Raw genomic sequence first — 23597 nt, 5'->3', positions numbered from 1 at the left:
CATCAAGTGCCGCAAAACCTGGTCCTGTGGAGCAGTTTGGAGTGCTCGCCACCCTGTCAAGGTGGAGGCCGCGGGTTCAAATCCCGTCAGGACCGCAGTGAACGAGTGAGGCCCGCTTCCCGGTAAGGGAAGCGGGCCTCACTCGTGTCGCCACCTGCGCCGACCCGCCGCCCGACCTGCCGGTCACTCCGCGAGGACGGCGGCCGCGCCCGCGGGACGGCCGCGATCGGGTACGGCACAGAGCCCGGATCCTCGGATCCGGGCTCTTCGCGTTGTCCGCCGCTCCCTTGACGCCGTCACCTTCCGCCGGTACCCCAGAAGCCAGGGCCCGTTTCCGCGTGGCCCCGACGGAGGTGGGGCATGGCGGCATCGGTCAGGCACGAGACGCGGGCACTGCTTCGCGCGCACCTGTCGGCCGCGACCCCCTACCGGCATCTGACCCGCCACTGCCCGATCTGCCACCGCTTGCTGCGGCTGGCGATGGACGGCACCCCACGGGGCACGGAGGCCCCTGAAGGGGCCGTGGAGGGCGAGAGTCCCCCGACGACGTGATCCGGCGCCCTCACGCGCTCCGGCCGCGCCCGGCGGCCGCACGCGCGGCCGCCAACGGCCTTGCCCGCGTGGGGTGCTGGAACGCGCGCTTCCTTTAGCGCACCTGAGCCAGAGGCAACAAGGCTGCCGTCATGTGACGGGTGTCACGGCATGAGTTTTGAAAAGCCGGGTTCTTACCAGGCTCCTACAACTGGTCAATTTTATATGTGCAATTGCACCACTCCGGAGGATGCCCCCAGGAACCCTCCCAGAGCCTCCCCAGACTCCGACAAGGCCGCTCACAGAGCCACCTGATACGACCGGCCGAGCAACCTCAAGCAGTCTCAAGCGCACAAAAAAGATCGCGCTGGACCCGGCGGAGTCCAGCGCGATCGACGACGTTCCCGATGGGCGAGGGGCCTGTTGGGGCAGGACCCACGTCGCTTGTAGCTAGGTTTCGGGCGTCCGAACAGGTTGGGGGACCTGACGTGTTGCCCGGTTATTCACTTGTTCAGGCCTCGCTGCGCTGCTGCGGGATGCCCGCAAGCAGTGCGCGGACCTCGGCCTCGCGATAACGGCGATGTCCGCCGAGCGTACGAATCGATGTGAGCTTGCCGGCCTTCGCCCACCGCGTGACCGTCTTGGGGTCGACACGGAACATGGTGGCGACCTCAGCCGGGGTCAGCAGCGGCTCAGCATCAGGGGTGCGAGCGGTCATGAGCGGCCTCCTCGGGAGAACCGAACCTTCTCGGTTCTTTCCTCTAAATTCTGCACCTTGACCCGCGTTGCCCGAAATGGCGGACGCGAGTCGAGTCGGTTATAGGACGAACGGCTTGTCCTCGGCACTACAACTACACCATCCGTCCAGCCGCGTCGGCCAAACCGATGGAATTGCCCCCCAGGTGTTCATCGGCGACGGAAGCCGATGGACCATGCCATAGCGGACAGTCACGCCACTGTGACGATCAGTCACAGGACGATCAGGAGGCATCAGACCCCCCAAAGCGCTGCAATGCTGAGATTCCCCCCACGATGGAGCATAAGCAGGCGGATGGAGCCCTCCCCGGACTCCTTGTCCTATTTTGGCACGAGGAGGGGCAAGCGACGCAAGGGCCGTGTACGTGCGTTCCATCACCCTTGCGACATAAGCCCGGATCGGGACCTACGTCCCGTCAGTTCCGTGAAGTGCGGTTGACCGTACGCTGTTCCACTGCTTTACGGCCGTGACGTACGTCACTACCGGAAGAGCTGTCGCGTCTGTCACATCGTCAGATCACAGCAAGCGCGGGAGGTCGGCGGCCGTGCGGACCCGCGGCGGCCGTCAGTTCGCCGAGCGCCGCTCCCGTACCGACCGCCAGCGCTCGACGAGCCGCGCGTACGCCTCGCCGGCCGCCGCGCCGTCGCCGACCCGCAGCGCCTCGATGCCCTCGGCCACGTCCTTCGCCGAGTGATCGTCCTCCAGATCACCCGCCGGCAGCACGTGCACCAGACCGCCGTAATCCAGTTCCACCAGCGAACGCGGATGGAACTCCTCGAGCCAGCGCCCCACGTCCATCAGGCCGTCGACGAGCGGTCCGCCGTCCATGGTGTCCTTCAGCGTCCGCAGCGACCGGGCCACCCTGCGACGCGCCTGCACCATCGGGGTGCGGTAGCGCAGCACGGGCGACACCTCCGCCGTCCCCTTCTCGTACTCCCGCTCCTCGTCGGAGACGAGCACGAACCAGTTCAGGGGCACCTGCCAGACGGCGGTACGGATCCACGGGCGGGCATCGGGGTTGCGTTCCAGCCACCGCTCGTGGTCCTTGGCCGCCTCCAGGCGCACGACCTCGGGCAGTGCCGCCTCCAGGACCGGCCGGGGCAGCTCGTCGTCCAGCTCCGCCAGGGCCAGCCAGCCGCGCAGCCGGGTGCGCCAGGGGCAGACACAGAGCACCCCGTCCACCTGTGCCAGGAACGCGTCGCCGCTCTCGTGCACGGGCACCGCGACCGGCGGGGTGGGCAGCAGGTCGGCCAGCGAACGGCGCAGCTCGTCCTGGTAGGAGGGGAGCTCGGGGCGGCCGGCGTAGCGCGCCCAGTGGGTGCGCTCGGGCTCGGAGAAGGCGGCCAGCGGCTCGTACACACGCAGATAGACCGCGTACGGAACGACCACCGAGGACACCTTGGGCACGCCTGCTCCCTCCCCCTTCGGCCGATCGGGAAACCCTGCGAATCGTCCCATGGCGGTACTCCGGGAGAAGGTGATCCCCGACACTGCGAGGTCGGCGGGCCGGGCAGGCTCTACGCTCAGTCCATCAGGCCCGCCACCCTTACGGTGCCTGCGTCCCGATCGCCGCTCGATACCCGGGAGTCACCACAGTGACCGACGTTTCCGGCGCACCTGCTGATGTACTGCACACCCTGTTCCACTCGGACCAGGGCGGTCATGAGCAAGTCGTGCTCTGCCAGGACCGCGCCAGCGGCCTCAAGGCCGTCATCGCCCTCCACTCCACCGCTCTGGGCCCGGCCCTCGGCGGTACCCGCTTCTACCCGTACGCGACCGAGGCGGAGGCCGTCGCCGACGCGCTGAACCTCGCGCGCGGGATGTCGTACAAGAACGCCATGGCCGGTCTGGACCACGGCGGCGGCAAGGCCGTGATCATCGGTGATCCCGACACGATCAAGACCGAAGCGCTGCTGCTCGCCTACGGCCGTTTCGTGGCCTCGCTCGGCGGTCGGTACGTGACCGCCTGCGACGTCGGCACCTACGTCGCCGACATGGACGTCGTGGCCCGGGAGTGCCGCTGGACGACCGGTCGCTCACCGGAGAACGGCGGGGCCGGCGACTCGTCCGTGCTGACCGCCTTCGGCGTCTACCAGGGCATGCGGGCCTCCGCGCAGCACCTGTGGGGCGACCCGTCGCTGCGGGACCGCACGGTCGGCATCGCGGGCGTCGGCAAGGTCGGCCACCACCTGGTGGAGCACCTGCTGGCGGAGGGCGCCCGGATCGTGATCACGGACGTGCGCCGGGAAGCCGTGCGGCGGATCGCGGACAAGCACCCCTCGGTGGAGGTGGTCGCCGACACCGAGCGCCTGATCGGGATCGAGGGACTCGACATCTACGCGCCCTGCGCCCTCGGCGGTGCGCTGAGCGACGACTCCGTGCCGGTGCTGACGGCGAAGATCGTCTGTGGCGCGGCCAACAACCAGCTCGCCCACCCCGGTGTGGAGAAGGACCTCGCCGACCGCGGGATCCTCTACGCGCCGGACTACGTGGTGAACGCCGGCGGGGTCATCCAGGTCGCCGACGAGCTGCACGGATTCGACTTCGACCGGTGCAGGGCGAAGGCCGCGAAGATCTTCGACACCACGCTCGCCATCTTCGCACGTGCGAAGGCGGACGGGATTCCGCCGGCCGCGGCGGCCGACCGGATCGCCGAGCAGCGGATGCACGAGGCCGCCCAGGCGCGCGGCTGGTGACCCCCGCGTAGGGCCCCGCGGCGACCCCTGAGGGGGTCTCGGCGGTACCGCCGGGAGGAAAGTTGGAGAGAACTCTCACTCTTCCCGGCGGGTCGGCCACCAATAAGTGGTTAAAATCGCCACTGACCAGCGAGGACGGGGCGACCGAAAGGTGCTGCGCACACGCGCGTGCTACGGGCGACGTACCGTACGGGCGTGGGCTCAGGTACCGTGGGAGCCCTACGACGGGCTCTCCACGGAGAGACCGTCCTGGATCATGAACGCGTGTCAACCTGGGGCCGTCGAGCCCCGTCGTTGAGGGGGTCGAGCCATGGGGCGCGGCCGGGCCAAGGCCAAGCAAGCGAAGGTCGCCCGCCAGCTGAAGTACAACAGCGGCGGGACAGATCTCTCACGCCTGGCCGAAGAGCTGGGCGCATCGCCATCGAATATTCCGCCGAATGGTGAGCCATTCGAGGACGATGACGATGACGATGAGCAAGACGACGACCCGTACGCCCGGTACGCCGAGCTGTACGGGGACGACGACGAGGATGACGGCGAGGATTCCTCGCAACACCGTCGCGGCGCTTGACCTTGTACTGAGCACCCGCCCGGTCGGTGACTTCGGTCACCGACCGGGTCTTGTGCTGCCTACAAGGTCACGGGCCTGCCCGGTCGCGGGCCCGCCCGGTCCTCAGCCTGCGTAGTCCCCGACAAGCTCCGCGCCCGTCGGGTGCTCGCCGCGCTCGGTGATCTCGCCGGCGACCCAGGCCTCCACGCCGCGGTCGGCGAGCGTCGCCAGGGCCACGTCCGTCGATTCCCCGGGCACGATCGCCATCATGCCGACGCCCATGTTCAGGGTCTTCTCCAGCTCCAGGCGCTCGACGGAGCCGGTCCTGCCGACCAGGTCGAAGATCGGGGCCGGGGTCCAGGTGGAGCGCTCCACGACGGCGTGCAGCCCGTCCGGGATCACGCGGGCCAGGTTGGCCGCGAGGCCGCCGCCGGTGATGTGCGAGAAGGCGTGCACGTCCGTGGTGCGGGTGAGCGCCAGGCAGTCCAGCGAGTAGATCTTGGTGGGCTCCAGGAGCTCTTCGCCGAGAGTGCGCCCGAGGTCGTCGATCCGCGCCTCCAGGGACAGCCCGGCCTGGTTCAGCAGGACGTGCCGAACCAGGGAGTATCCGTTCGAGTGAAGACCGGAGGCCGCCATGGCGATCACCGTGTCACCCGTGCGGATGCGATCCGGGCCGAGCAGCCGGTCGGCCTCCACGACGCCCGTACCGGCGCCGGCCACGTCGAAGTCGTCCTCGCCCAGCAGACCCGGGTGCTCGGCCGTCTCGCCGCCGACCAGGGCGCAGCCGGCGAGCACACAGCCCTCGGCGATGCCCTTGACGATGGCGGCCACCCGCTCGGGGTGGACCTTTCCGACGCAGATGTAGTCGGTCATGAACAGCGGTTCGGCGCCGCACACCACGATGTCGTCCATGACCATGGCGACCAGGTCGTGGCCGATGGTGTCGTACACGCCGAGCCGGCGCGCAACGTCGACCTTCGTGCCGACGCCGTCCGTGGCGGAGGCGAGCAGCGGACGCTCGAAACGCTTGAGCGCGGAGGCGTCGAAGAGGCCGGCGAAGCCGCCGAGGCCGCCGAGAACCTCGGGGCGCTGCGTCTTCTTCACCCACTCCTTCATCAGCTCTACGGCGCGGTCGCCCGCCTCGATGTCGACTCCGGCAGCCGCGTAGGACGCGCCGGAGGCACTGCCCGTGGCCGGAGGGGACTGATCAGACACAGAAGCCATTGCCTGGGATCTTTCGGGTTGGTGAAACGGGGCTCTGCGGCGCTACGGGCGACGGATGGCGTCAGCCGCGGCCGTGGCTGCGGGACCCGCGGCCAGCTCGGTCTCCAGGAGCTGCTTGCCGAGCAGCTCGGGGTCCGGGAGCTCCATCGGGTACTCGCCGTCGAAGCAGGCGCGGCAGAGGTTCGGCTTGGCGATGGTGGTCGCCTCGATCATGCCGTCGATGGAGATGTAGGAGAGGGAGTCGGCGCCCAGGGAGGTGCCGATCTCGTCGATGGTCATGCCGTTGGCGATGAGCTCCGCGCGCGTGGCGAAGTCGATGCCGAAGAAGCAGGGCCACTTCACGGGCGGCGAGGAGATCCGGATGTGGACCTCGGCCGCGCCCGCCTCGCGGAGCATGCGCACCAGGGCCCGCTGGGTGTTGCCGCGCACGATCGAGTCGTCGACGACGACCAGGCGCTTGCCCTTGATGACTTCCTTGAGCGGGTTCAGCTTCAGGCGGATACCGAGCTGGCGGATGGTCTGCGAGGGCTGGATGAACGTCCGGCCGACGTACGCGTTCTTCACGAGACCCGCGCCGAAGGGGATGCCGGAGGCCTCCGCGTAACCGATGGCGGCCGGGGTTCCGGACTCCGGGGTCGCTATCACCAGGTCGGCTTCGACCGGCGCTTCCTTGGCCAGCTTGCGGCCCATCTCCACGCGTGAGAGGTACACGTTCCGGCCGGCGATGTCGGTGTCCGGGCGGGCCAGGTACACGTACTCGAAGACACAGCCCTTGGGCTTCGCTTCCGCGAACCGGGAGGTCCGCAGTCCGTTCTCGTCGATGGCGATGAACTCGCCGGGCTCGATCTCACGGACGTAGGCGGCGCCGCAGATGTCGAGGGCGGCGGACTCGGAGGCGACCACCCAGCCGCGCTCCAGGCGGCCGAGGACCAGCGGGCGGATGCCCTGCGGGTCGCGGCCGGCGTAGAGGGTGTGCTCGTCCATGAAGACGAGCGAGAAGGCGCCCTTGACCTGCGGAAGGACCTGGTGGGCCGCCTCCTCGATGGTCAGCGGCTTGCCGTCCTCGTCGACCTGGGCCGCGAGCAGCGCGGTGAGCAGGTCGGTGTCGTTGGTCGCCGCGACGCGCGGGGTGCGGCCTTCCTGCTTGGGCAGGTCGGCGACCATCTCGGCGAGCTGGGCGGTGTTGACGAGGTTGCCGTTGTGACCGAGCGCGATCGAGCCGTGCGCGGTGGCACGGAACGTCGGCTGGGCGTTCTCCCACACGGAGGCACCGGTGGTCGAGTAGCGGGCGTGTCCGACCGCGATATGACCCTGGAGCGAACCGAGCGAGGTCTCGTCGAAGACCTGGGACACGAGGCCCATGTCCTTGAAGACGAGGATCTGGGAGCCGTTGCTGACCGCGATCCCCGCGGATTCCTGACCTCGATGCTGGAGGGCGTAGAGCCCGAAGTAAGTGAGCTTGGCGACCTCTTCACCGGGAGCCCAGACTCCGAAGACGCCGCAAGCGTCCTGGGGGCCTTTCTCGCCGGGGAGCAGATCATGACTGAGTCGACCGTCACCACGTGGCACGCCACCGAGTGTAGGCGAGATCGACCACTGGTCCGAATTGGGGATACCCGCCGGTAACTCGATCACCGGTCGGCCGCCATCTCCATGATCGACTCATTTCCGCAGGTCAATGGCCGGATATGGTGATCCATTGGAGGGTGCGGCGGGTCCCGGGGGCGACCGCCCGAGCACCCGTTCCGCCGGGGCGAGTGAGGTGTCGCACACCAGCGGGGCCGACGGGCGCGCTCCGGCCGGGCCGGGGAGCCGCCCGCGGGTCATTTCCTGGTCAGCAGGACCTGATCGCCGTCGGCCGTGGCGAGCGTCAGCGTGCTGCCGTCGACCTCGGCGCTGAGGGCGCCCTCGGCGAGGGTTCCGGCCAGCGTGCGCTCGAAGTCCATCGGCTGGTCCGCGCAGGCCATCCTGGTCGACCTGGCGTCGCTGAACCGGACGCTGTCGCCCTCGACGGCGGCCTTGGCGGTGAAGTTGTTGCAGCCGTAACTGCCCGCCGCCTTGCCGTCCCGGATCTCGACGTGCGCGCCGGCCGGGGCCCGGTGGGTGGTGCCGTCCACGGTGACGCTGTCGACGTTCCAGCGGACACCGGTGACGGGCTGCTCGGCGCTCACCGCCCCGCTGCCGGGCCGCTCGCCGTCCGCCTGCTCACTGCCGCAGGCCGCGGCGAGCGGGAGGAGCAGGACGGCCGCGGTCAGCGTCAGGCGCCGCCTGTACGTGTGCGTAGGGCTGTGCCTCTGCCTGTACATGCCGGTTCGACGGGGCAGGTGGGGCGCCGGTTCCCGCTGGGGTCGGATTCAGGACAGGTTTCGGGACAGGCTTCAGGACATGAGGGGCAGCAGGGCCGTGAGGTCGGCCCGCTCGCCGCTCGCCGCGACCTTCGCCTGATCCACGGCGTCCTCCCAGGTCACCCGGCCCGTGGCCAGCCGGATCCAGGTCAGCGGGTCCGTCTCGACGACGTTGGGCGGGGTGCCCCGGGTGTGCCGTGGGCCCTCGACACACTGCACGACGGCGTACGGCGGGATCCGCACCTCCGTCGCACCACCGGGCGCCCTGGCGGCGAGGGCGTCGGCGAGGAGCCGGGTGGCTGCGGCGAGCGCCTGGCGGTCGTACGGGATGTCCAGGCCGGGGACGGCGGCGTTCAGGTCGTCGGTGTGGACGACGAGTTCGACGGTCCGGGTGACGAGGTAGTCGGCGAGGCTCATCGCGCCGGTGCGGGTGGCGAGGAGGCGGTCGCCGGGGGCGGTGGCGAGGGCCTCGGCGACGCGCTCCTCGGTGCGGGCGAACAGGGCGTTCAGGTCGGGGTGGGCCGCGGCGAGCTCCCGGGTGCCGTCGGAGATGTCGGCGGCCCGCCGGGCGGTGGCGAACGGCCACTCCAGGAGGGTGAGTTCCGCCTTCGGCGGCTCGTCCCGGTCGAGGTTGCGGCTCACGGTCGCCACCGCCATGGTCACGTGCGCGGCCAGGTCCCGCACGGTCCAGCCCGGCAGCCGCGTGGACAGCGCGAGCTGCTCGGGACCGAGGCCGGCCACGGCCCGCCGTACGTTCCCGAACTGCGCGGTGACGGCGGTACGGATCTTGGCGGGGTCGTACGCGCGGGTGCGTTTCCTGGCCGGGGGCATGGCGGTGAGCCTAGTGGGCGCCTGTGACACCGGGGCCGTCCCGCTGCTCCGCGCGACCGCGTGACGGCACGACGAAGGCCCCGCCCGTGGGAACGGGCGAGGCCTGGACCGCCGTACAGACGCCGCGGGTGCTTACGCGAGCAGCGCCGGGATGGTGTCCTCGTGGGCCTTGCGCAGCTCCTCCAGGGACAGCTCGAACTCGCCCTGCAGCTCGACCGTGTCGCCGTCGACGACACCGATGCGGGTGGCGGGCAGACCGCGCGCCCCGCACATGTCGTTGAAACGGAGCTCCTCGGAGCGCGGGACGGCCACCACGGCACGGCCCGCCGACTCGGAGAACAGGAGGGTGAAGGCGTCGAGCCCGTCCGGTACGACCAGCCGCGCGCCCTTGCCGCCGAGCAGCGCCGACTCGACGACCGCCTGGATCAGACCGCCGTCGGACAGGTCGTGCGCGGCGTCGATCATGCCGTCGCGGGAGGCGGAGATCAGGATCTCGCCGAGCAGCCGCTCCCGCTCCAGGTCGACCTTCGGGGGCAGACCGCCGAGGTGGTCGTGGACGACCTGGGACCAGGCCGAACCGCCGAACTCCTCACGTGTGTCGCCGAGGAGGTAGAGCAGCTGGCCCTCCTCCCGGAAGGCGACGGGCGTGCGGCGGGCGACATCGTCGATCACGCCGAGCACGGCCACCACCGGGGTCGGGTGGATGGCCACGTCGCCCGTCTGGTTGTAGAGGGAGACGTTGCCGCCGGTCACCGGGGTGCCCAGCTGCTGGCAGGCGTCCGCGAGGCCGCGGATGGCCTCCGCGAACTGCCACATCACCGCCGGGTCCTCGGGCGAGCCGAAGTTCAGGCAGTCGGATACGGCGAGCGGCTTGGCGCCGGTCGTCGCCACGTTCCGGTAGGCCTCGGAGAGGGCCAGCTGCGCGCCCGCGTAGGGGTCGAGCTTGGCGTACCGGCCGTTGCCGTCGGTCGCGATGGCGACGCCGAGGCCGGTCTCCTCGTCGATCCGGATCATGCCGGAGTCCTCGGGCTGCGCGAGGACGGTGTTGCCCTGCACGAAGTGGTCGTACTGCGAGGTGATCCACTTCTTGGACGCCTGGTTGGGCGAGGCGACCAGCTTGAGCACCTGCTCCCTGAGCTCGGCGCCGGTCGTGGGCCGGGCCAGCCGGTTCGCGTCGTCGGCCTGGAGGGCGTCCTGCCACTCCGGGCGGGCGTAGGGGCGCTCGTAGACGGGACCGTCGTGGGCCACGGTCCGCGGGTCGACGTCGACGATCTTGCCGCCGTGCCAGAAGATCTCCAGCCGGTCGCCGTCGGTCACCTCACCGATGACGGTCGCGATGACGTCCCACTTGTCGCAGATCTCCAGGAACCGGTCGACCTTCGCCGGCTCGACGACCGCGCACATGCGCTCCTGCGACTCGCTCATGAGGATCTCCTCGGGCGAGAGCGTGGAGTCGCGCAGCGGTACGTCGTCCAGCGTCACGCGCATGCCGCCGGAGCCGTTGGAGGCCAGCTCGGACGTCGCGCAGGACAGGCCGGCCGCGCCGAGGTCCTGGATGCCGACGACGAGCTTCTCCCGGAAGGCCTCCAGGGTGCACTCGATGAGGAGCTTCTCCTGGAAGGGGTCGCCGACCTGCACGGCCGGGCGCTTCGACGGCTTGGCGTCGTCGAACGTCTCGGAGGCGAGGATCGACGCGCCGCCGATGCCGTCGCCGCCGGTCCGGGCCCCGTAGAGGATGACCTTGTTGCCGGCGCCGGAGGCCTTCGCGAGGTGGATGTCCTCGTGCCGCATCACACCGATGGCACCGGCGTTGACCAGCGGGTTGCCCTGGTAGCAGGCGTCGAAGACGACCTCGCCGCCGATGTTCGGCAGGCCCAGGCAGTTGCCGTAGCCGCCGATGCCGGCCACGACGCCCGGCAGGACGCGCTTGGTGTCGGGGTGGTCGGCGGCGCCGAAGCGCAGCGGGTCCACGACCGCGACCGGACGCGCGCCCATCGCGATGATGTCGCGGACGATGCCGCCCACGCCCGTGGCCGCGCCCTGGTAGGGCTCGACGTACGAGGGGTGGTTGTGCGACTCGACCTTGAAGGTGACCGCGTAGCCCTGGCCGACGTCGACGACGCCCGCGTTCTCGCCGATGCCCACGAGCAGCGCGTCGGACTGGGGGGCCTTCTCACCGAACTGGCGGAGGTGGACCTTGGAGGACTTGTACGAGCAGTGCTCGGACCACATGACCGAGTACATGGCCAGCTCGGCGCCGGTCGGGCGGCGGCCGAGGATCTCGACCACGCGCTCGTACTCGTCCTTCTTCAGACCGAGTTCGGCCCAGGGCAGCTCGACGTCGGGGGTCTCGGCCGCGTGCTCGACCGTGTCCAGAGGCGTCCGGCTCATGCGTTGACCAGCTTCTTGAGGATCGAGGTGAAGAACGGGAGACCGTCGGTGCGGCCGGAGCCCACGAGGGGCTCGACGGCGTGCTCCGGGTGCGGCATGAGGCCCACGACGTTGCCGGCCTCGTTGGTGATGCCGGCGATGTCCCGGAGGCTGCCGTTGGGGTTGACGTCCAGGTAGCGGAAGACGACCCGCCCCTCGGCCTCGAGCTGGTCGAGGGTGCGCTCGTCGGCGACGTACCGGCCGTCCATGTTCTTCAGCGGGATGTGGATCTCCTGGCCCGCCTCGTAGTCGGCGGTCCAGGCGGTCTCCGCGTTCTCCACCCGCAGCTTCTGGTCGCGGCAGATGAAGTGGAGGTGGTCGTTGCCGAGCATCCCGCCGGGCAGCAGGTGGGCCTCCGTGAGGATCTGGAAGCCGTTGCAGATGCCCAGGACCGGAAGACCGGCCTTCGCCTGCTCGATGACGGTCTCCATCACCGGCGAGAAGCGGGAGATGGCTCCGGCACGCAGATAGTCGCCGTAGGAGAAACCGCCGGGCAGCACCACGGCGTCCACCTGATGGAGGTTCTTGTCCTTGTGCCAGAGAGCGACGGGTTCGGCACCCGCGAGGCGGATCGCACGCTGAGTGTCCCGGTCGTCGAGGCTGCCCGGGAAAGTGACGACGCCAATACGAGCGGTCACTTCGCGGCTCCCGCTACTGCTTCTTCCGACTCGACCTTGACGGTGAAGTCCTCGATCACGGTGTTCGCGAGGAAGGATTCCGCAAGATCGTGGATGCGGGCGAGGGCGGCGTCGTCGACCGGCCCGTCAACTTCCAGTTCGAATCGCTTTCCCTGACGTACGTCGGAGATGCCTTCGAAACCCAGCCGCGGCAGTGCGCGCTGCACCGCCTGGCCCTGGGGGTCGAGGATCTCCGGCTTGAGCATGACGTCGACTACGACGCGTGCCACTGGCACTCCCGGTGGTGTGGTGCTGAGCAGGTGCCTGCGGGTGTCTCCAACAGGTGTCTTCAGACTACCCGTACAAAATTTCTACGCGGGTAGAGTTGTAGGAAACTACGTGAGCGCCATCACGATCAGGTATCGGACCAGTGCCTTGGCGAAAATTTCAGGGAAAGATCCGGGGTGCACCGACGTTCCCTATTGCCCTGGGACACGCGGGGAGATTTAGTCGAGCTTCACATTGCAATGCCGGGCACTGTACAAATGAATTGTCAATAGCCGATACTTTGCCCCATAACAGGCGGACAGTCGACATCTCCGTGACGTCTTGGCACGTCATCGCAGAGGTGTCGCACGAAGGGACCGATATTCGTGGCGCAGAAGGTCGTGGTCACTCTCTTTGACGACATCGACGGCTCGGAAGCGGCGGAAACGATCGCCTTCGGACTCGACGGCAAGTCGTACGAGATCGACCTGAATGAAGCCAATGCCAAGAAACTGCGTAAGGCTCTCGAGCCCTACGTCGACGCCGGCCGCAAGCGGTCGAGGTCCGGCAAGGCGTACAAGCAGACGGAGGTCGCACCCGACCCCGCGGCCGTCCGGGCCTGGGCCCAGGCCAACAAGCTGGAGGTGCCGGCGCGCGGCCGCATCCCCAAGAAGGTCTACGAGGCGTTCGCCGACGCGCAGTGAGCCGCACCCGCTGATCGGCTACCCGGAACCGCGGGCCGACGGCCGGTCACCGGCCCCTCGAACGTACCGACTTGCGCTCCACCCCTCCTGGTCAGCTAGAGTCTGGAGCACGCCGAGGGGCCAGGCCGAAAAGCCCAGCTCACGGAGTACACGCGGGTGTAGTTCAGTAGTAGAACATCCCCCTTCCAGGGGGAAGGCGCAGTGTGCGATCCCTGTCACCCGCTCTGCACGACCTGTCTGACCACTGCTGTGGATCAGGTAGGGTGGTGCTCGCGCCGATCGGTGAAAGCCGGTCGGAGGCAATGCGGACGTAGCTCAGTTGGTAGAGCGCAACCTTGCCAAGGTTGAGGTCGCGAGTTCGAGCCTCGTCGTCCGCTCGGGAATCAGACCCCGGTCCATTGGACCGGGGTCTTTTCGTATGCCGTCAGCGGGTGCGCGACTGCTTTGAACGAGTGCGTGACGCGGGTGGCCGTCCGGCATTTGTCCGTCCTGCGGAGTGGTGACACCACGCTCTCGCCGGAGGACGCCCCGGCGACGGCGATGGTGCACCGGGCCGACGTCGCCGGCCTGGATCTGTGGATGCCGGGCACCGGCGGTGTGAACGTCGCCACATCCCTGCGCGTCGAACTGCCGGGGTGCCGGGCGCCGATCGTCACCAGGCACGGCCGGCCCGGGCATCTCGAGCGGGCGCTCGCGGCATGTGTGCGGGGGTTCGCGGCCGGTGCGCGGGATTCGCGGCCGGTGTGCGGGGGTTCGTCCCGAAGACGGTGAGCGCGCGCAGCCGCTCGCGGAGATCATCCGTACCGTGCGCGCCGGAAACCTCTACGCCGAAACGGAGTTGGCCGCCGACGCGGTCGCCGCCGGTGGCTCGCCGCCGACCTCGCGTGCGGCGGAGGTTCTCGAACTCGCCGCCGACGCGGCGCCCGTCGCGGAGATCGCCGAGCGGGGCGTGCTGTCCCGGCGGGACCGCACGGGACCATCTGTCGTCGCGCCGGCGTCGGACTGTCGTCGGGCTGTCGTCGGCCGGCTCCGGCTCCGGGCTGAGAACCGGCACGCGGCCGTGCGGCTCACCAGGGAGCGGGGTTGGGTATAGTTGGCCTCGCGCCACGGCGCACTGCGGACGTAGCTCAGTTGGTAGAGCGCAACCTTGCCAAGGTTGAGGTCGCGAGTTCGAGCCTCGTCGTCCGCTCCATCGCAAAGGCCCCGGTCATCGACCGGGGCCTTTCGCGTCAGGCCCAGCCGAGGCCCGTCAGGCGCTCGTAGGCCTCGATGTACTTCGCGCGGGTCGCGTCCACGATGTGCTGCGGCAGGGGCGGCGGGGGCTGCTCGCTCGCCCGGTCCCAGCCGGACTCGGCCGAGGTCAGCCAGTCCCGCACGAACTGCTTGTCGTACGAGGGCTGCGCGCGGCCGGGCTGCCACTGGTCGGCCGGCCAGAAGCGGGAGGAGTCCGGGGTGAGGACCTCGTCGGCGACGACCAGGTTCTCGCCCTCGAAGCCGAACTCGAACTTGGTGTCGGCGAGGATGATGCCCCGGTCGCGGGCGATGTCGCGGGCGCGGCCGTAGACGGCGAGGGTCGCCTGGCGGAGCTGGGCGGCGGTGTCGGCGCCGACCTGACGGGCGACCTCCTCGTAGGAGACGTTCTCGTCGTGCTCGCCGACTGCGGCCTTGGTCGCCGGGGTGAAGATCGGCGCGGGGAGTTCGCTGCCGTCGACCAGGCCCTCGGGAAGGGCGAGGCCGCAGACCGTGCGGGACTCCTTGTACTCCGCGAGGCCCGAGCCGGTCAGGTAACCGCGTGCCACGCACTCGACCGGGACCATCCGGAGCGACTTGCAGACCAGGGTGCGGCCGGCCCAGTCGGCGGGGGCGCCCGCAGGCAGTTCCGTGCTCAGGACGTGGTTCGGGACCAGGTCGCGGAGCTGGTCGAACCACCACAGGGAGAGCTGGGTGAGGACACGGCCCTTGTCGGGGATCTCGGTCGGCAGCACCCAGTCGAAGGCGGAGGTGCGGTCGCTGGCGACCATCACGAGGTCGCCCGCCTCGTTCTGGTACAGCTCGCGCACCTTGCCGGTGTGCAGATGCACCAGGCCCGGCACCTGAAGGGGCTCGGGCTTTTCTACGAATCCGGACACGGTTCCTCCCCGTGGTTCTGTCCTAGTGGGTCGATTGTCCCGTACATCGGGATCGACCCCGGACAGCGGGTGGCGCGAGCGGGCACGCGGGCGTCAGTCGCGTTTGCAGATGCGGTCCAGGAGGTTGGCCGTGGCGCGTTGGACACGGGCGTCCACATGGCCGGGGCGGTCCAGGGCCGGGGACCAGGCGAAGGTGCCGGAGGCGAAGACCAGGGCGCCGGAGGGGGCCCGGTAGAGGGAGGTCTCCTGGTGACGGAGGACGCCCTCGCTGTCGGCGTACGGGGAGTGGGCGAGGAGTATGCGGTCCTCGTGGGGCGGAAGCGGCGTGCGGGGGAAGTAGCGGTCGGCCTCGCCCGCGACCAGGTCCTCGATGCCGTCGCCGTCGCACGCGCCGGTCGCCTCCCACAGCCAGTGGTCGGCGTTGCGGACGATCAGCGGATGCGGCTCGGGCACCCGGCCCGCGTACTGGATGCCCACCAACTGCTGCTCGGCGCGGTCGATCTCCCGCCAGAGGACGGTTTTGCCGGGCCCCTTGCGTTTGCGGCAGGTCAGCAGGCGGCCGGGGACGCCGGACGGGGAGGGGCCCAACTCCACCTGCCAGTAGAGGGAGTTGGCGGACAGGAAGACGAGCGAGGTGCCGCTGTCGCGGGCGAGTTCCGCGGTGCGGCGCATGCTCGCCGACCAGTACTCGTCGTGGCCGGGGAAGACCAGTCCGCGGTAGCGGGTCGGGTCTATGTGGCCGGCGTGCAGGTCGCGGGCGTCGGCGTAGGCGAGGTCGTAGCCGTAGCGCTCGGCCCAGCGGATGAAGTCGTAGGCGTGGCCGACATGGAGGGGCAGGCCCGCGCCCGCGTACGGGCGGTCGAAGGAGACCGTGGTCGCGGCGTCGGCCTCGCCGAGGAGACGGCCGTCCTCGTCCCACGCGTGGTAGAGGCTGGCGCCGATGCGGCCGTCCTCGGGGTAGAGGTTGTAGGCCTGCCAGGTGACGTCGGGCAGCAGCAGGAGCAGATCGGCGGGGTGGTGGTCGCGGACCGTGAAGGGGACGTGGGAGCGGTAGCCGTCGGCGGTGGTGAGGACGGCGACGTACGCGCCGACGTTCCAGTACGACGGGACCTGTAAGCGCCAGGAGAGCCACCAGTGGTGGCAGGAGACCGTGCGGTCGGCGGTCAGCGGCGGCGGCTGGACGATGCCGGACAGGCGCGGGCTGGTGGTGATCTTGGCGGCGCCGTCGCCGTCGTAGTGGCCGATGCGGTAGACGTCGACGCTGAATTCCTGGGGCGGGTCGACCGTGATGTGGAAGTCGACCGCCTCGCCGGGGGCGACCGCGCCGGTCGAGACGAAGCCCTTGATCTGGCGGCGCACGTCGTCGGCCGAGCGGGGGCCGCCGGTCGCGGGCGCGGTGCGGGGGCCCGGGACACGGGGGCCGCCCCGGGCGGGGGCGGGTGCGGCGTCCACGTACCAGGGGACGACCTGGCCGGTGTCGTCGAAGTACGTCTCGCTGCCGCGCAGCCAGGGGACGGGGCCCTGTCCGAAGGGGTCCGTCACGGCGTGGGCCAGCGCCCCCGACTCCCATCGGCGGATGTGTTCCGGTCCTGGTCCGGGTCCCATGGTGCTCCCCTCCCTAGTGCCCCCGTGCTGGTTCGTGCGTATGCCGTACGTGACCGCCCGCGCGTTTGTCCTATGTCGCAAGCCCTTGCCATGGGCCCGATCGGTCCCAGCACATCACATAACGCGCGCAGGCAGTCACTATTCGTTGCGAATTGGCCGAAAGTGGAATATAGAGCTCCGCTAGGGCTTGGCCGTTGGGGGCGCGGGGGTCACCCGGGGGTGACTGGGGGCGGCTGGGGTCGGACGGCAGGGGGCAGGGGGCAGGGGGCAGGGGGCAGGGGGCAGCGTGGGTGCTTCGGCGCGCTCAGCCGAGCCGTACCGGCTTCTCCGGGCGTATCCCGAGCTCCACCAGCCAGGTGCGCAGGGGGACCGCGTCACCGTCCTCGACGAGGCTGAGCACCCGGGGTGCCAGGTCGGCCACCCGCACACCGTCGACCAGGAGGGTCGGACCGTCGAGCCAGTCGAGACCCGGCACGGCGCCGACGGTGTCCATCGCGGCGCAGCAGACCATCGCCGTGACGTGATCGGCCAGCAGCTCGCGTTCGGTGCGCGGGGGCTGGAGGGGGAACAGGGGGAGCGCGCCCTGGTCCCAGAGAGCCATGTCGGGGCCCTGGCCGGACGCCGGGGGACCGGATGGAGCGGGGGGCGCCGCCGCCGCGGCCGCGGCCTCCTCCCGCCCCAGCTCGGCACCGATCCCGGCGGCCAGGGCCACGCTGCGGGGGTTCGGAGGCACGAGATCCTCGTCGTCGTCATCGGCGAGGTGGACGGGTTCGGGGTCTGGGACGGCAGCGGGGGCGGGGGCCGGGGCCGTAACGGGAGCGGGTGCGGCGCCGGGGCCGGCGCCCGGGGCGGGGCTGGACCCCGGGGCGGGGCTCGGAGCGAGGTCGGGGTCCGGGCCGAGGTCGGGGCCAGGAGCGGGGCTCGGAGCGAGGTCGGGGTCCGGGCCGAGGTCGGTGTCCGGGGCGGGGTCGGTGTCCGGGGCGGGGCCGGACCCCGGAGCGGGACTCGAAGCGAGGCCGGGGCCCGGAGCGGGACTCGAAGCGAGGCCGGGGCCCGGGGCGGGGCCGGACCCCGGAGCGGGGCTCGGAGCGAGGTCGGGGTCCGGGCCAAGGTCGGTGTCCCGGTCCGAGCCGGGGTCCCGGTCCGAGCCGGGATTCGGATCCGGGTCCGAGCCGGGATTCGGAGCCGGGGCAGAGGTACCCGCCGGGGCGGCTGTGGCCGTCGGACGGGCCAGATCTGTCGGGTCCGCCGGACGGGCCAGATCTGTCGGGTCCGCCGGAGCCGTCGGGTCCGCCATAGCCGTCGCGTCCGTCAAGCTCGTCGGGTCCGTCAGATGCGCCAAGGCCGTCGGGTCCGCCAAGGCCGTCGGGTCCGCCAAGGCTGTCGGGTCCGGCAAGGCCGTCGGGTGGGGGCCCTCCGTGTCGGCGGGTCTGTCCGTCAGGTGGTCCAGGACTCGGGCCAGAGTGGGGCCGCTGTGGCCGCCGGAGTGCGGTCCGGCGGGGTGGCCGGTGCCGGTCGGGTCGCAGGTGCGGCGGACGCCGAGGGTGTCGAGGACCCGGTGGAGCCGGGCCGCGTCGGTGCGCCACTTGCGGTCGACCACCTCGTCCGGGTAATCCTCCCAGGCCACCGGCGACCAGTCCGGGCCCGGATCCGCGGGGCCGCCGTGGAAGAGGCGGGCGGCGAGCAGCGAGGCGGCCTCGTCGATGGTGCCGGGCTCTTCGAGCAGGTCGCAGGCGGGGCGCTCGCCGAGCCGGGAGGCGAACCCCTCGGCCAGCCGGTCGCGCCGGGACAGTTCGGTGAGGGCGGCGACGACGCCCGCGTCCAGCCGGGAGGGCCAGCGGCCCATCCGCCAGGCGGGCAGCGCCACCCGCGTCAGCAGGCGGTCCCACCCCGCGTAGGCCAGGCCCACCTGCTCCTGGGCGACGATACGCAGCCCGTAGTCCACAGCCTGTGCACGCTCGGAGGCCGCGGCGGCGACTCCCCGCTCCATCTCGCCGGCGTGGATCTGGCAGCCGCGCAGCATCAGGCGGGCGGCCCAGCCGATGCCCGCGCAGGCCGGGCGCAGCACGGGATACCGCTCGCCTCGGTAGGCGCAGACGGCCACCGCGGCGTCCAGCCCGCGCACGAAGCGCCGGGCCGCGGCTATGTCGGGGTGCGCGGAAGGGCCCGTCCCGGCGACGACCGGGGCCAGCACGGCGCGCAGCTCCCCCACCCGCATCCACCACAGGAACGGGGAGCCGATGACGAGCACCGGTGACGCTGCCGTACGGCGGTGGAGAGGGCCGTGGGAGCCGCCCGGGCCGGCTATCTCGTCACCGCCGCGGGACGGCGACGGGCCGTGGGCCGGGTGGGTGCGGTCCTCCAGCCAGCTGTCGCAGTCCGGCGTGAGCGCTATCGCGGAGGGCGCGGGGACGTCGAGGCGGTCGGCGAGGTCCCGGACCAGCCGGTACAGATCGGGGGCCGCCGCCTCTGCGATGGCGACCGTGGGGCTGACCGCGGGGCGCGCGCGGGCGACGACCAGGCCGATGACACCGGCGGCCAGCAGTACGACCAGCGCGACGACGGACACCGTCCAGCGGGCGGCGTCCCATCCCGGGCCCACGAAATGCCCGGTGGAACCGCCGGCCAGCAGGATCACCGCGGCGGCCGCGGGCAGCAGCGCGACGGCGAGCGCCCGGCTGCGGATGCGTAGCACCGCCAGTGCCCGGGCCCGCGCGGCCTGCGCGCCCATCTCCACTCCCATACCGGTCACGACCGGACCTCACCCCCTCCCTACGGTCCTGTTTCCCCCGGCTGTCTTCGCAGTGGTCACTCCCCCACTGTGGCACCGCCCACTGACATCGCAATGCCGGTGGGCCAAGTGCCGGAACGAGTGCCGGAACGCTTGCGCCGCACCCTAGTTGGCGCTCCGGCCCACGTCAGCCGGATGGCTCAGCGCTCACACGATGGAATGGCTTTGGGGAAAGGTGAACGACGGTGGGCAACGATCAGGCCCCGGGTTCCACGGGGCCTCCGTGTGGAGTTCCGTGGTGGCCCGGGGCCTGGGAGATCCCTGCTGATGCCTGCCGAGGCGCCCGCTCGGGGCGCCTGGCGACACCTGTCGCGGCGGGTGGCTACGCGCCTGCCGCCGCCTTCGCGGCGATGTCCGTACGGTGCTGCGAACCGTCGAGCCCGATGCGCCCGACCGCCCGGTAGGCGCGCTCGCGGGCCTCGGTGAGGTCCGTGCCGGTCGCGGTGACGGACAGTACGCGTCCGCCGGCGCTGACGACCGTGTCGCGGTCGTCACCGTCGTACTTCGTCCCGGCGTGCAGGACGTAGGCGTGCGGGGCGTCCTCGGCGGCCACCTCGGCGAGGCCGGAGATCGGGTCGCCGGTGCGCGGGGTCCCGGGGTAGTTGTGCGAGGCGATGACGACGGTGACGGCCGCGTCCTCGCTCCAGCGCAGGGCCGGCAGGTCGGCGAGGTCGCCGGTGGCGGCCGCCTTGAGGACACCGGCCAGCGGGGTCCTCAGCCGGGCCAGGACGACCTGCGTCTCGGGGTCGCCGAAACGGGCGTTGAACTCGATGACCCGGACACCGCGGCTGGTGATCGCGAGGCCCGCGTAGAGCAGTCCGGAGAAGGGGGTGCCGCGGTGACGCATCTCGTCGACGGTCGGCTGGAGAACCGTCTCCAGGACCTCGTCCACCAGCTTCGGGTCCGCCCAGGGCAGCGGCGAGTAGGCCCCCATGCCGCCCGTGTTCGGGCCCTCGTCGCCGTCGAGCGCGCGCTTGAAGTCCTGGGCGGGCTGGAGCGGGACGACGCTCACGCCGTCGGTGATCGCGAAGAGGGAGACCTCCGGGCCGTCGAGGAACTCCTCGATGACGACCCGCTCACAGCCGGCCGCGTGCGCGGCGGCGGCCTCCAGGTCGTCCGTGACGACGACGCCCTTGCCGGCGGCCAGGCCGTCGTCCTTGACGACGTACGGCGCGCCGAAGGCGTCGAGGGCCTCGGCGACCTCCTCGGGGGTGGTGCAGACGTAGGAGCGGGAGGTCGGCACGCCGGCCGCGGCCATCACGTCCTTGGCGAACGCCTTGGAGCCCTCGAGCTGCGCGGCCTCCTTGGAGGGGCCGAACACCGGGATGCCCGCGTCGCGTACGGCGTCGGCGACCCCGGCGACCAGCGGCGCCTCCGGGCCGACGATGACCAGCTCGGCGCCGAGCTCGACGGCCAGCGCGGACACGGCCTCGCCGTCCAGGGCGTCGACCTGGTGCAGCTCGGCGACCTCGGCGATGCCGGCGTTGCCGGGGGCGCAGTACAGCGCGGTGACGGCGGGGTCGAGGGACAGTGAGCGGCACAGGGCGTGTTCGCGGGCGCCGCTGCCGATGACGAGGACGTTCACGGGGGTCAGCCTAACGGGCGGGGGCGGGGGTGTTTTGTGCGGGCTTCCGAAAGCGGGGAGGCGGGGATCTCGTGCGTTCCTCCAAGCGGCAGGGCACGGGGAAGGGGGGCCGCCGGGGGACGTCCGCGCCGGCCCCTACTCGTTGGTGAACTCCTCCACCACCGTCGCTCCGAGCTCGCGCACGATGAGTTCGTAGCCGGAGAGGGCCGACTCGTTGAGGTCGGGGTCGTCGTCCTCGGGGGTGTCGTCCTCCGGGGCCACCGGTTCGGGGGCGGGCGGGCGGGACTGCGCCGGGGCGGACGCCGCGTGGGAGTGGGCCGACGCCGATGCCGAGGGCGAAGCGTGCTGGGCAGGGCCCGCGGAGGCCGCCGGTCCCTGGGCCGGGGCCGCGCCCGACGGGGCCGTCGAGCCGCCGCCACCGCCGTAGCCACCGGGGCTGTTGTGACCCCCCGGGCTGCCGTAGCCGCCGGGCGCACCGCCTCCACCGCCACCGAGGCCGCCGGCCGGCGGGGGCCCCGAGCCGCCGGACGGGTCGATGACCGCGTCGATCTTCCACTGGACGCTGAACTGCTCGGCCAGCGCCTGCCGCAGCACGTCCTCGCTGCCGCTGCTCGTGAAGTTGTCACGGGCCCCGGCGTTGACGAAGCCGAGCTGGAGGGTCGTGCCGTCGAAACCCGCCACGTGGGCGTTCTGGCTGAGCAGGATCCAGGTGAAGCGACGGCGGTTCTTGACCGCCTCCAGGATGTTCGGCCAGAGCATGCGGGGGTCGAGGCCGCCGGAGGGGGGCGCGTACCCGCCGGGCGCGGGCGCTGGGGCCGCCGCGGGAGCCGGGGCCGAGGCCGGGGGAGCCGCCGAGGCGGCGGGCGGGGAAGCGGGTGCCGGGGCGGGGGGCCGGCCGCCGCCGCCCGCGGGTGCGGCCGTGGGCCAGCCGCCGGGGCGTCGCCCGCTGCCCGCCGCGGTGGCGGTGGGCCAGGCACCGGGGGCGGGCTGAGCCGGAGCCTGGGAGCTCGCGGCCGGCGCCTCCTCCACCGGCGGCGCGGAGGCCGCGACGGGGGCGGCGGGAGCGGGAGCGGAGGTGTGGACCGGGGCTGCCGCGGGCGGCGCGGCGGCGGAAGGCTGGGCGGGCGCGGGGGCGGCCGGCGCGGGCGACCGGTCCGGTGCCTGACCCGGTACGGGACCCTGCCCCGGGCCCCGTACCGCGGCGCGGGCGGCGGCCGCCCCGCCACCGGGCGGGATCGGCGCGCCCCCGGTCAGCGGGGCACCGGCGTGCGCCTCGGGCCCCGGCACGTAACCCGCCGTCGGCATCGCGGGCGCACCGTGCGCCGCGCCCTGCACCGCGCCGCCCGGCGAGAAGTTCACGCCACGCTCGATGCGGTCGAGCCTGGCCATGACGGAGCGTTCGTCGCCGTAGGCGGCGGGCAGCATCACGCGCGCGCAGATCAGCTCCAGCTGGAGACGGGGTGAGGTGGCGCCCCGCATCTCCGTCAGCCCCTCGTTGACGAGGTCGGCGGCGCGGCTGAGCTCCGCGGCGCCGAAGACGCCGGCCTGGGCCTGCATGCGCTCGATCACGTCTGCGGGGGCGTCGATGAGCCCCTTGTCGGCCGCGTCCGGCACGGCGGCGAGGATGACGAGGTCCCGGAGCCGCTCCAGCAGGTCGGCGACGAAACGGCGGGGGTCGTTGCCCCCCTCGATGATCCGGTCGACCACCTCGAAGGCGGCGGCGCCGTCACCGGTGGCGAAGGCCTCGACGACGGAGTCGAGCAGCGAGCTGTCCGTGTAACCGAGCAGGGAGGTGGCCATGGCGTACGTCACACCCGCGTCGCTCGCGCCGGCGAGCAGCTGGTCCATGACGGACATGGAGTCACGCACGGAACCCGCGCCGGAGCGCACGACGAGCGGCAGCACGCCCTCCTCGACGGGGATGGCCTCCTGCCCGCAGACCTGGCCGAGGTAGTCCCGCAGCGTCCCGGGCGGCACGAGCCGGAAGGGGTAGTGGTGGGTCCGCGACCGGATGGTCCCGATGACCTTCTCCGGCTCGGTGGTCGCGAAGATGAACTTCAGATGCTCGGGCGGCTCCTCGACGACCTTGAGGAGCGCGTTGAAACCGGCCGGCGTGACCATGTGGGCCTCGTCGATGATGTAGATCTTGTACCGGCTGCGGGCGGGCCCGAAGAACGCCTTCTCCCGCAGGTCACGGGCGTCGTCCACACCACCGTGCGAGGCGGCGTCGATCTCGATGACGTCGATGGATCCCGGGCCGTTCCTGGCGAGGTCCTTGCACGACTCGCACTCCCCGCACGGGGTCGGGGTGGGCCCCTGCTCGCAGTTCAGGCACCGGGCCAGGATCCGCGCGCTGGTGGTCTTCCCGCACCCACGCGGCCCGCTGAACAGGTACGCGTGATTGACCCGGTTGTTCCGCAGCGCCTGCTGCAAAGGGCCGGTGACATGCTCCTGCCCGATGACCTCGGCGAACGACTCCGGGCGATAGCGGCGGTACAGCGCGAGAGACGACACGCATACGAGGTTATAGGCGAC

18 protein-coding genes, 4 tRNA genes and 1 pseudogene are annotated in these 23597 nt (G+C 71.5%); 9 read left to right on the top strand and 14 right to left on the bottom strand.

The genetic code is table 11. The features are described from left to right. Positions 1-20: 20 nt before the first annotated feature. Both ASD48_RS38200 and ASD48_RS38195 read left to right on the top strand, forming a co-directional pair. Positions 21-95: transfer RNA gene (locus ASD48_RS38200), tRNA-Asp, on the top strand. 265 nt (positions 96-360) lie between these two features. After that, entirely contained in the window at positions 361-552 is a 192-nt protein-coding gene (locus ASD48_RS38195) for a DUF6274 family protein (protein WP_057606446.1), read from the top strand. Positions 553-1042: 490 nt separating this feature from the next. Here the strand turns inward: ASD48_RS38195 and bldC are convergent, their stop codons facing one another. Together bldC and ASD48_RS38185 are read right to left on the bottom strand one after the other, a co-directional pair. Further along, a complete protein-coding gene (bldC, locus tag ASD48_RS38190) occupies positions 1043-1249 on the bottom strand; it encodes a developmental transcriptional regulator BldC (RefSeq protein WP_003949541.1) in 207 nt (68 codons plus the stop codon). A 603-nt stretch (positions 1250-1852) separates the two neighbouring features. Further along, positions 1853-2695 carry a hypothetical protein gene (locus ASD48_RS38185; protein WP_057606445.1) on the bottom strand — a complete coding sequence of 281 codons (843 nt, stop codon included), beginning with the start codon at positions 2693-2695 and terminating at the stop codon, positions 1853-1855. Positions 2696-2883: 188 nt separating this feature from the next. Here ASD48_RS38185 and ASD48_RS38180 point away from each other — a divergent pair, with 188 nt between their 5' ends. Next, positions 2884-3984, top strand: a complete 1101-nt coding sequence (locus tag ASD48_RS38180) for a Glu/Leu/Phe/Val dehydrogenase dimerization domain-containing protein (RefSeq protein ID WP_057606444.1) — start codon at positions 2884-2886, stop codon at positions 3982-3984. 310 nt (positions 3985-4294) lie between these two features. Continuing rightward, on the top strand, positions 4295-4555 hold the full coding sequence (locus tag ASD48_RS38175; protein WP_020131270.1) for a DUF3073 domain-containing protein: 261 nt from the start codon (positions 4295-4297) through the stop codon (positions 4553-4555). 102 nt (positions 4556-4657) lie between these two features. On the opposite strand, the gene purM is transcribed toward ASD48_RS38175, so the two are convergent. From purM to purS, 7 genes are all read right to left on the bottom strand, one after another. Next, a complete protein-coding gene (purM, locus tag ASD48_RS38170; RefSeq protein WP_199876161.1) occupies positions 4658-5758 on the bottom strand; it encodes a phosphoribosylformylglycinamidine cyclo-ligase in 1101 nt (366 codons plus the stop codon). A 42-nt stretch (positions 5759-5800) separates the two neighbouring features. Then, the gene (gene purF, locus ASD48_RS38165) at positions 5801-7327 is read right to left on the bottom strand and encodes an amidophosphoribosyltransferase (protein WP_057606442.1); all 1527 of its coding nucleotides are present in this window, start codon (positions 7325-7327) and stop codon (positions 5801-5803) included. Positions 7328-7581: 254 nt separating this feature from the next. Beyond that, complete coding sequence (locus ASD48_RS38160) at positions 7582-8064, bottom strand: META domain-containing protein (RefSeq protein ID WP_057606441.1); 483 nt, start codon at positions 8062-8064, stop codon at positions 7582-7584. A gap of 72 nt (positions 8065-8136) precedes the next feature. After that, a complete protein-coding gene (locus tag ASD48_RS38155) occupies positions 8137-8934 on the bottom strand; it encodes a maleylpyruvate isomerase family mycothiol-dependent enzyme (RefSeq protein ID WP_057606440.1) in 798 nt (265 codons plus the stop codon). A gap of 132 nt (positions 8935-9066) precedes the next feature. Beyond that, positions 9067-11325, bottom strand: a complete 2259-nt coding sequence (gene purL, locus ASD48_RS38150; protein WP_057606439.1) for a phosphoribosylformylglycinamidine synthase subunit PurL — start codon at positions 11323-11325, stop codon at positions 9067-9069. After that, complete coding sequence (gene purQ / locus ASD48_RS38145; RefSeq protein ID WP_020131277.1) at positions 11322-12002, bottom strand: phosphoribosylformylglycinamidine synthase subunit PurQ; 681 nt, start codon at positions 12000-12002, stop codon at positions 11322-11324. Before purQ ends, purL begins: the two co-directional genes overlap by 4 nt. Further along, positions 11999-12271 carry a phosphoribosylformylglycinamidine synthase subunit PurS gene (purS, locus tag ASD48_RS38140; protein ID WP_057606438.1) on the bottom strand — a complete coding sequence of 91 codons (273 nt, stop codon included), beginning with the start codon at positions 12269-12271 and terminating at the stop codon, positions 11999-12001. Before purS ends, purQ begins: the two co-directional genes overlap by 4 nt. A 363-nt stretch (positions 12272-12634) precedes the next feature. Here purS and ASD48_RS38135 point away from each other — a divergent pair, with 363 nt between their 5' ends. From ASD48_RS38135 to ASD48_RS38110, 5 genes and pseudogenes are all read left to right on the top strand, one after another. Continuing rightward, entirely contained in the window at positions 12635-12952 is a 318-nt protein-coding gene (locus tag ASD48_RS38135) for an Lsr2 family protein (protein ID WP_020131279.1), read from the top strand. Positions 12953-13104: 152 nt separating this feature from the next. Beyond that, positions 13105-13176 (top strand) — tRNA-Gly (locus ASD48_RS38130). Positions 13177-13256: 80 nt separating this feature from the next. Then, positions 13257-13329: transfer RNA gene (locus ASD48_RS38125), tRNA-Gly, on the top strand. Positions 13330-13474: 145 nt separating this feature from the next. Further along, positions 13475-14045 (top strand): annotated as a pseudogene (locus ASD48_RS42945) (hypothetical protein); the annotation flags it as partial. A gap of 23 nt (positions 14046-14068) precedes the next feature. Then, positions 14069-14144, top strand: a tRNA-Gly gene (locus ASD48_RS38110). Between the two features lie 37 nt (positions 14145-14181). Here ASD48_RS38110 and ASD48_RS38105 read toward each other — a convergent pair. The 5 genes from ASD48_RS38105 to ASD48_RS38085 all read right to left on the bottom strand — a co-directional run bounded on the left by ASD48_RS38105 (position 14182) and on the right by ASD48_RS38085 (position 23576). Then, positions 14182-15081: a phosphoribosylaminoimidazolesuccinocarboxamide synthase gene (locus ASD48_RS38105; RefSeq protein ID WP_057606435.1), complete on the bottom strand. Its 900-nt coding sequence runs from the start codon at positions 15079-15081 to the stop codon at positions 14182-14184. Positions 15082-15174: 93 nt separating this feature from the next. Continuing rightward, a complete protein-coding gene (locus ASD48_RS38100; protein ID WP_057606434.1) occupies positions 15175-16686 on the bottom strand; it encodes a N,N-dimethylformamidase beta subunit family domain-containing protein in 1512 nt (503 codons plus the stop codon). A gap of 304 nt (positions 16687-16990) precedes the next feature. After that, positions 16991-19429, bottom strand: a complete 2439-nt coding sequence (locus tag ASD48_RS38095; RefSeq protein ID WP_242432855.1) for a hypothetical protein — start codon at positions 19427-19429, stop codon at positions 16991-16993. A 370-nt stretch (positions 19430-19799) separates the two neighbouring features. Beyond that, positions 19800-21062 carry a phosphoribosylamine--glycine ligase gene (gene purD / locus ASD48_RS38090; protein ID WP_057606432.1) on the bottom strand — a complete coding sequence of 421 codons (1263 nt, stop codon included), beginning with the start codon at positions 21060-21062 and terminating at the stop codon, positions 19800-19802. A 135-nt stretch (positions 21063-21197) separates the two neighbouring features. Continuing rightward, positions 21198-23576 carry a DNA polymerase III subunit gamma and tau gene (locus tag ASD48_RS38085; RefSeq protein WP_057606431.1) on the bottom strand — a complete coding sequence of 793 codons (2379 nt, stop codon included), beginning with the start codon at positions 23574-23576 and terminating at the stop codon, positions 21198-21200. Between the last annotated feature and the right edge of the window lie 21 nt (positions 23577-23597).

Source organism: Streptomyces sp. Root1310 (assembly GCF_001426425.1).
In the GTDB taxonomy this organism is placed as follows: Bacteria; Actinomycetota; Actinomycetes; order Streptomycetales; family Streptomycetaceae; genus Streptomyces.
The sequence above is the reverse complement of the archived record's forward strand: the minus strand, read 5'-3'. Positions and strand labels throughout refer to the sequence as shown.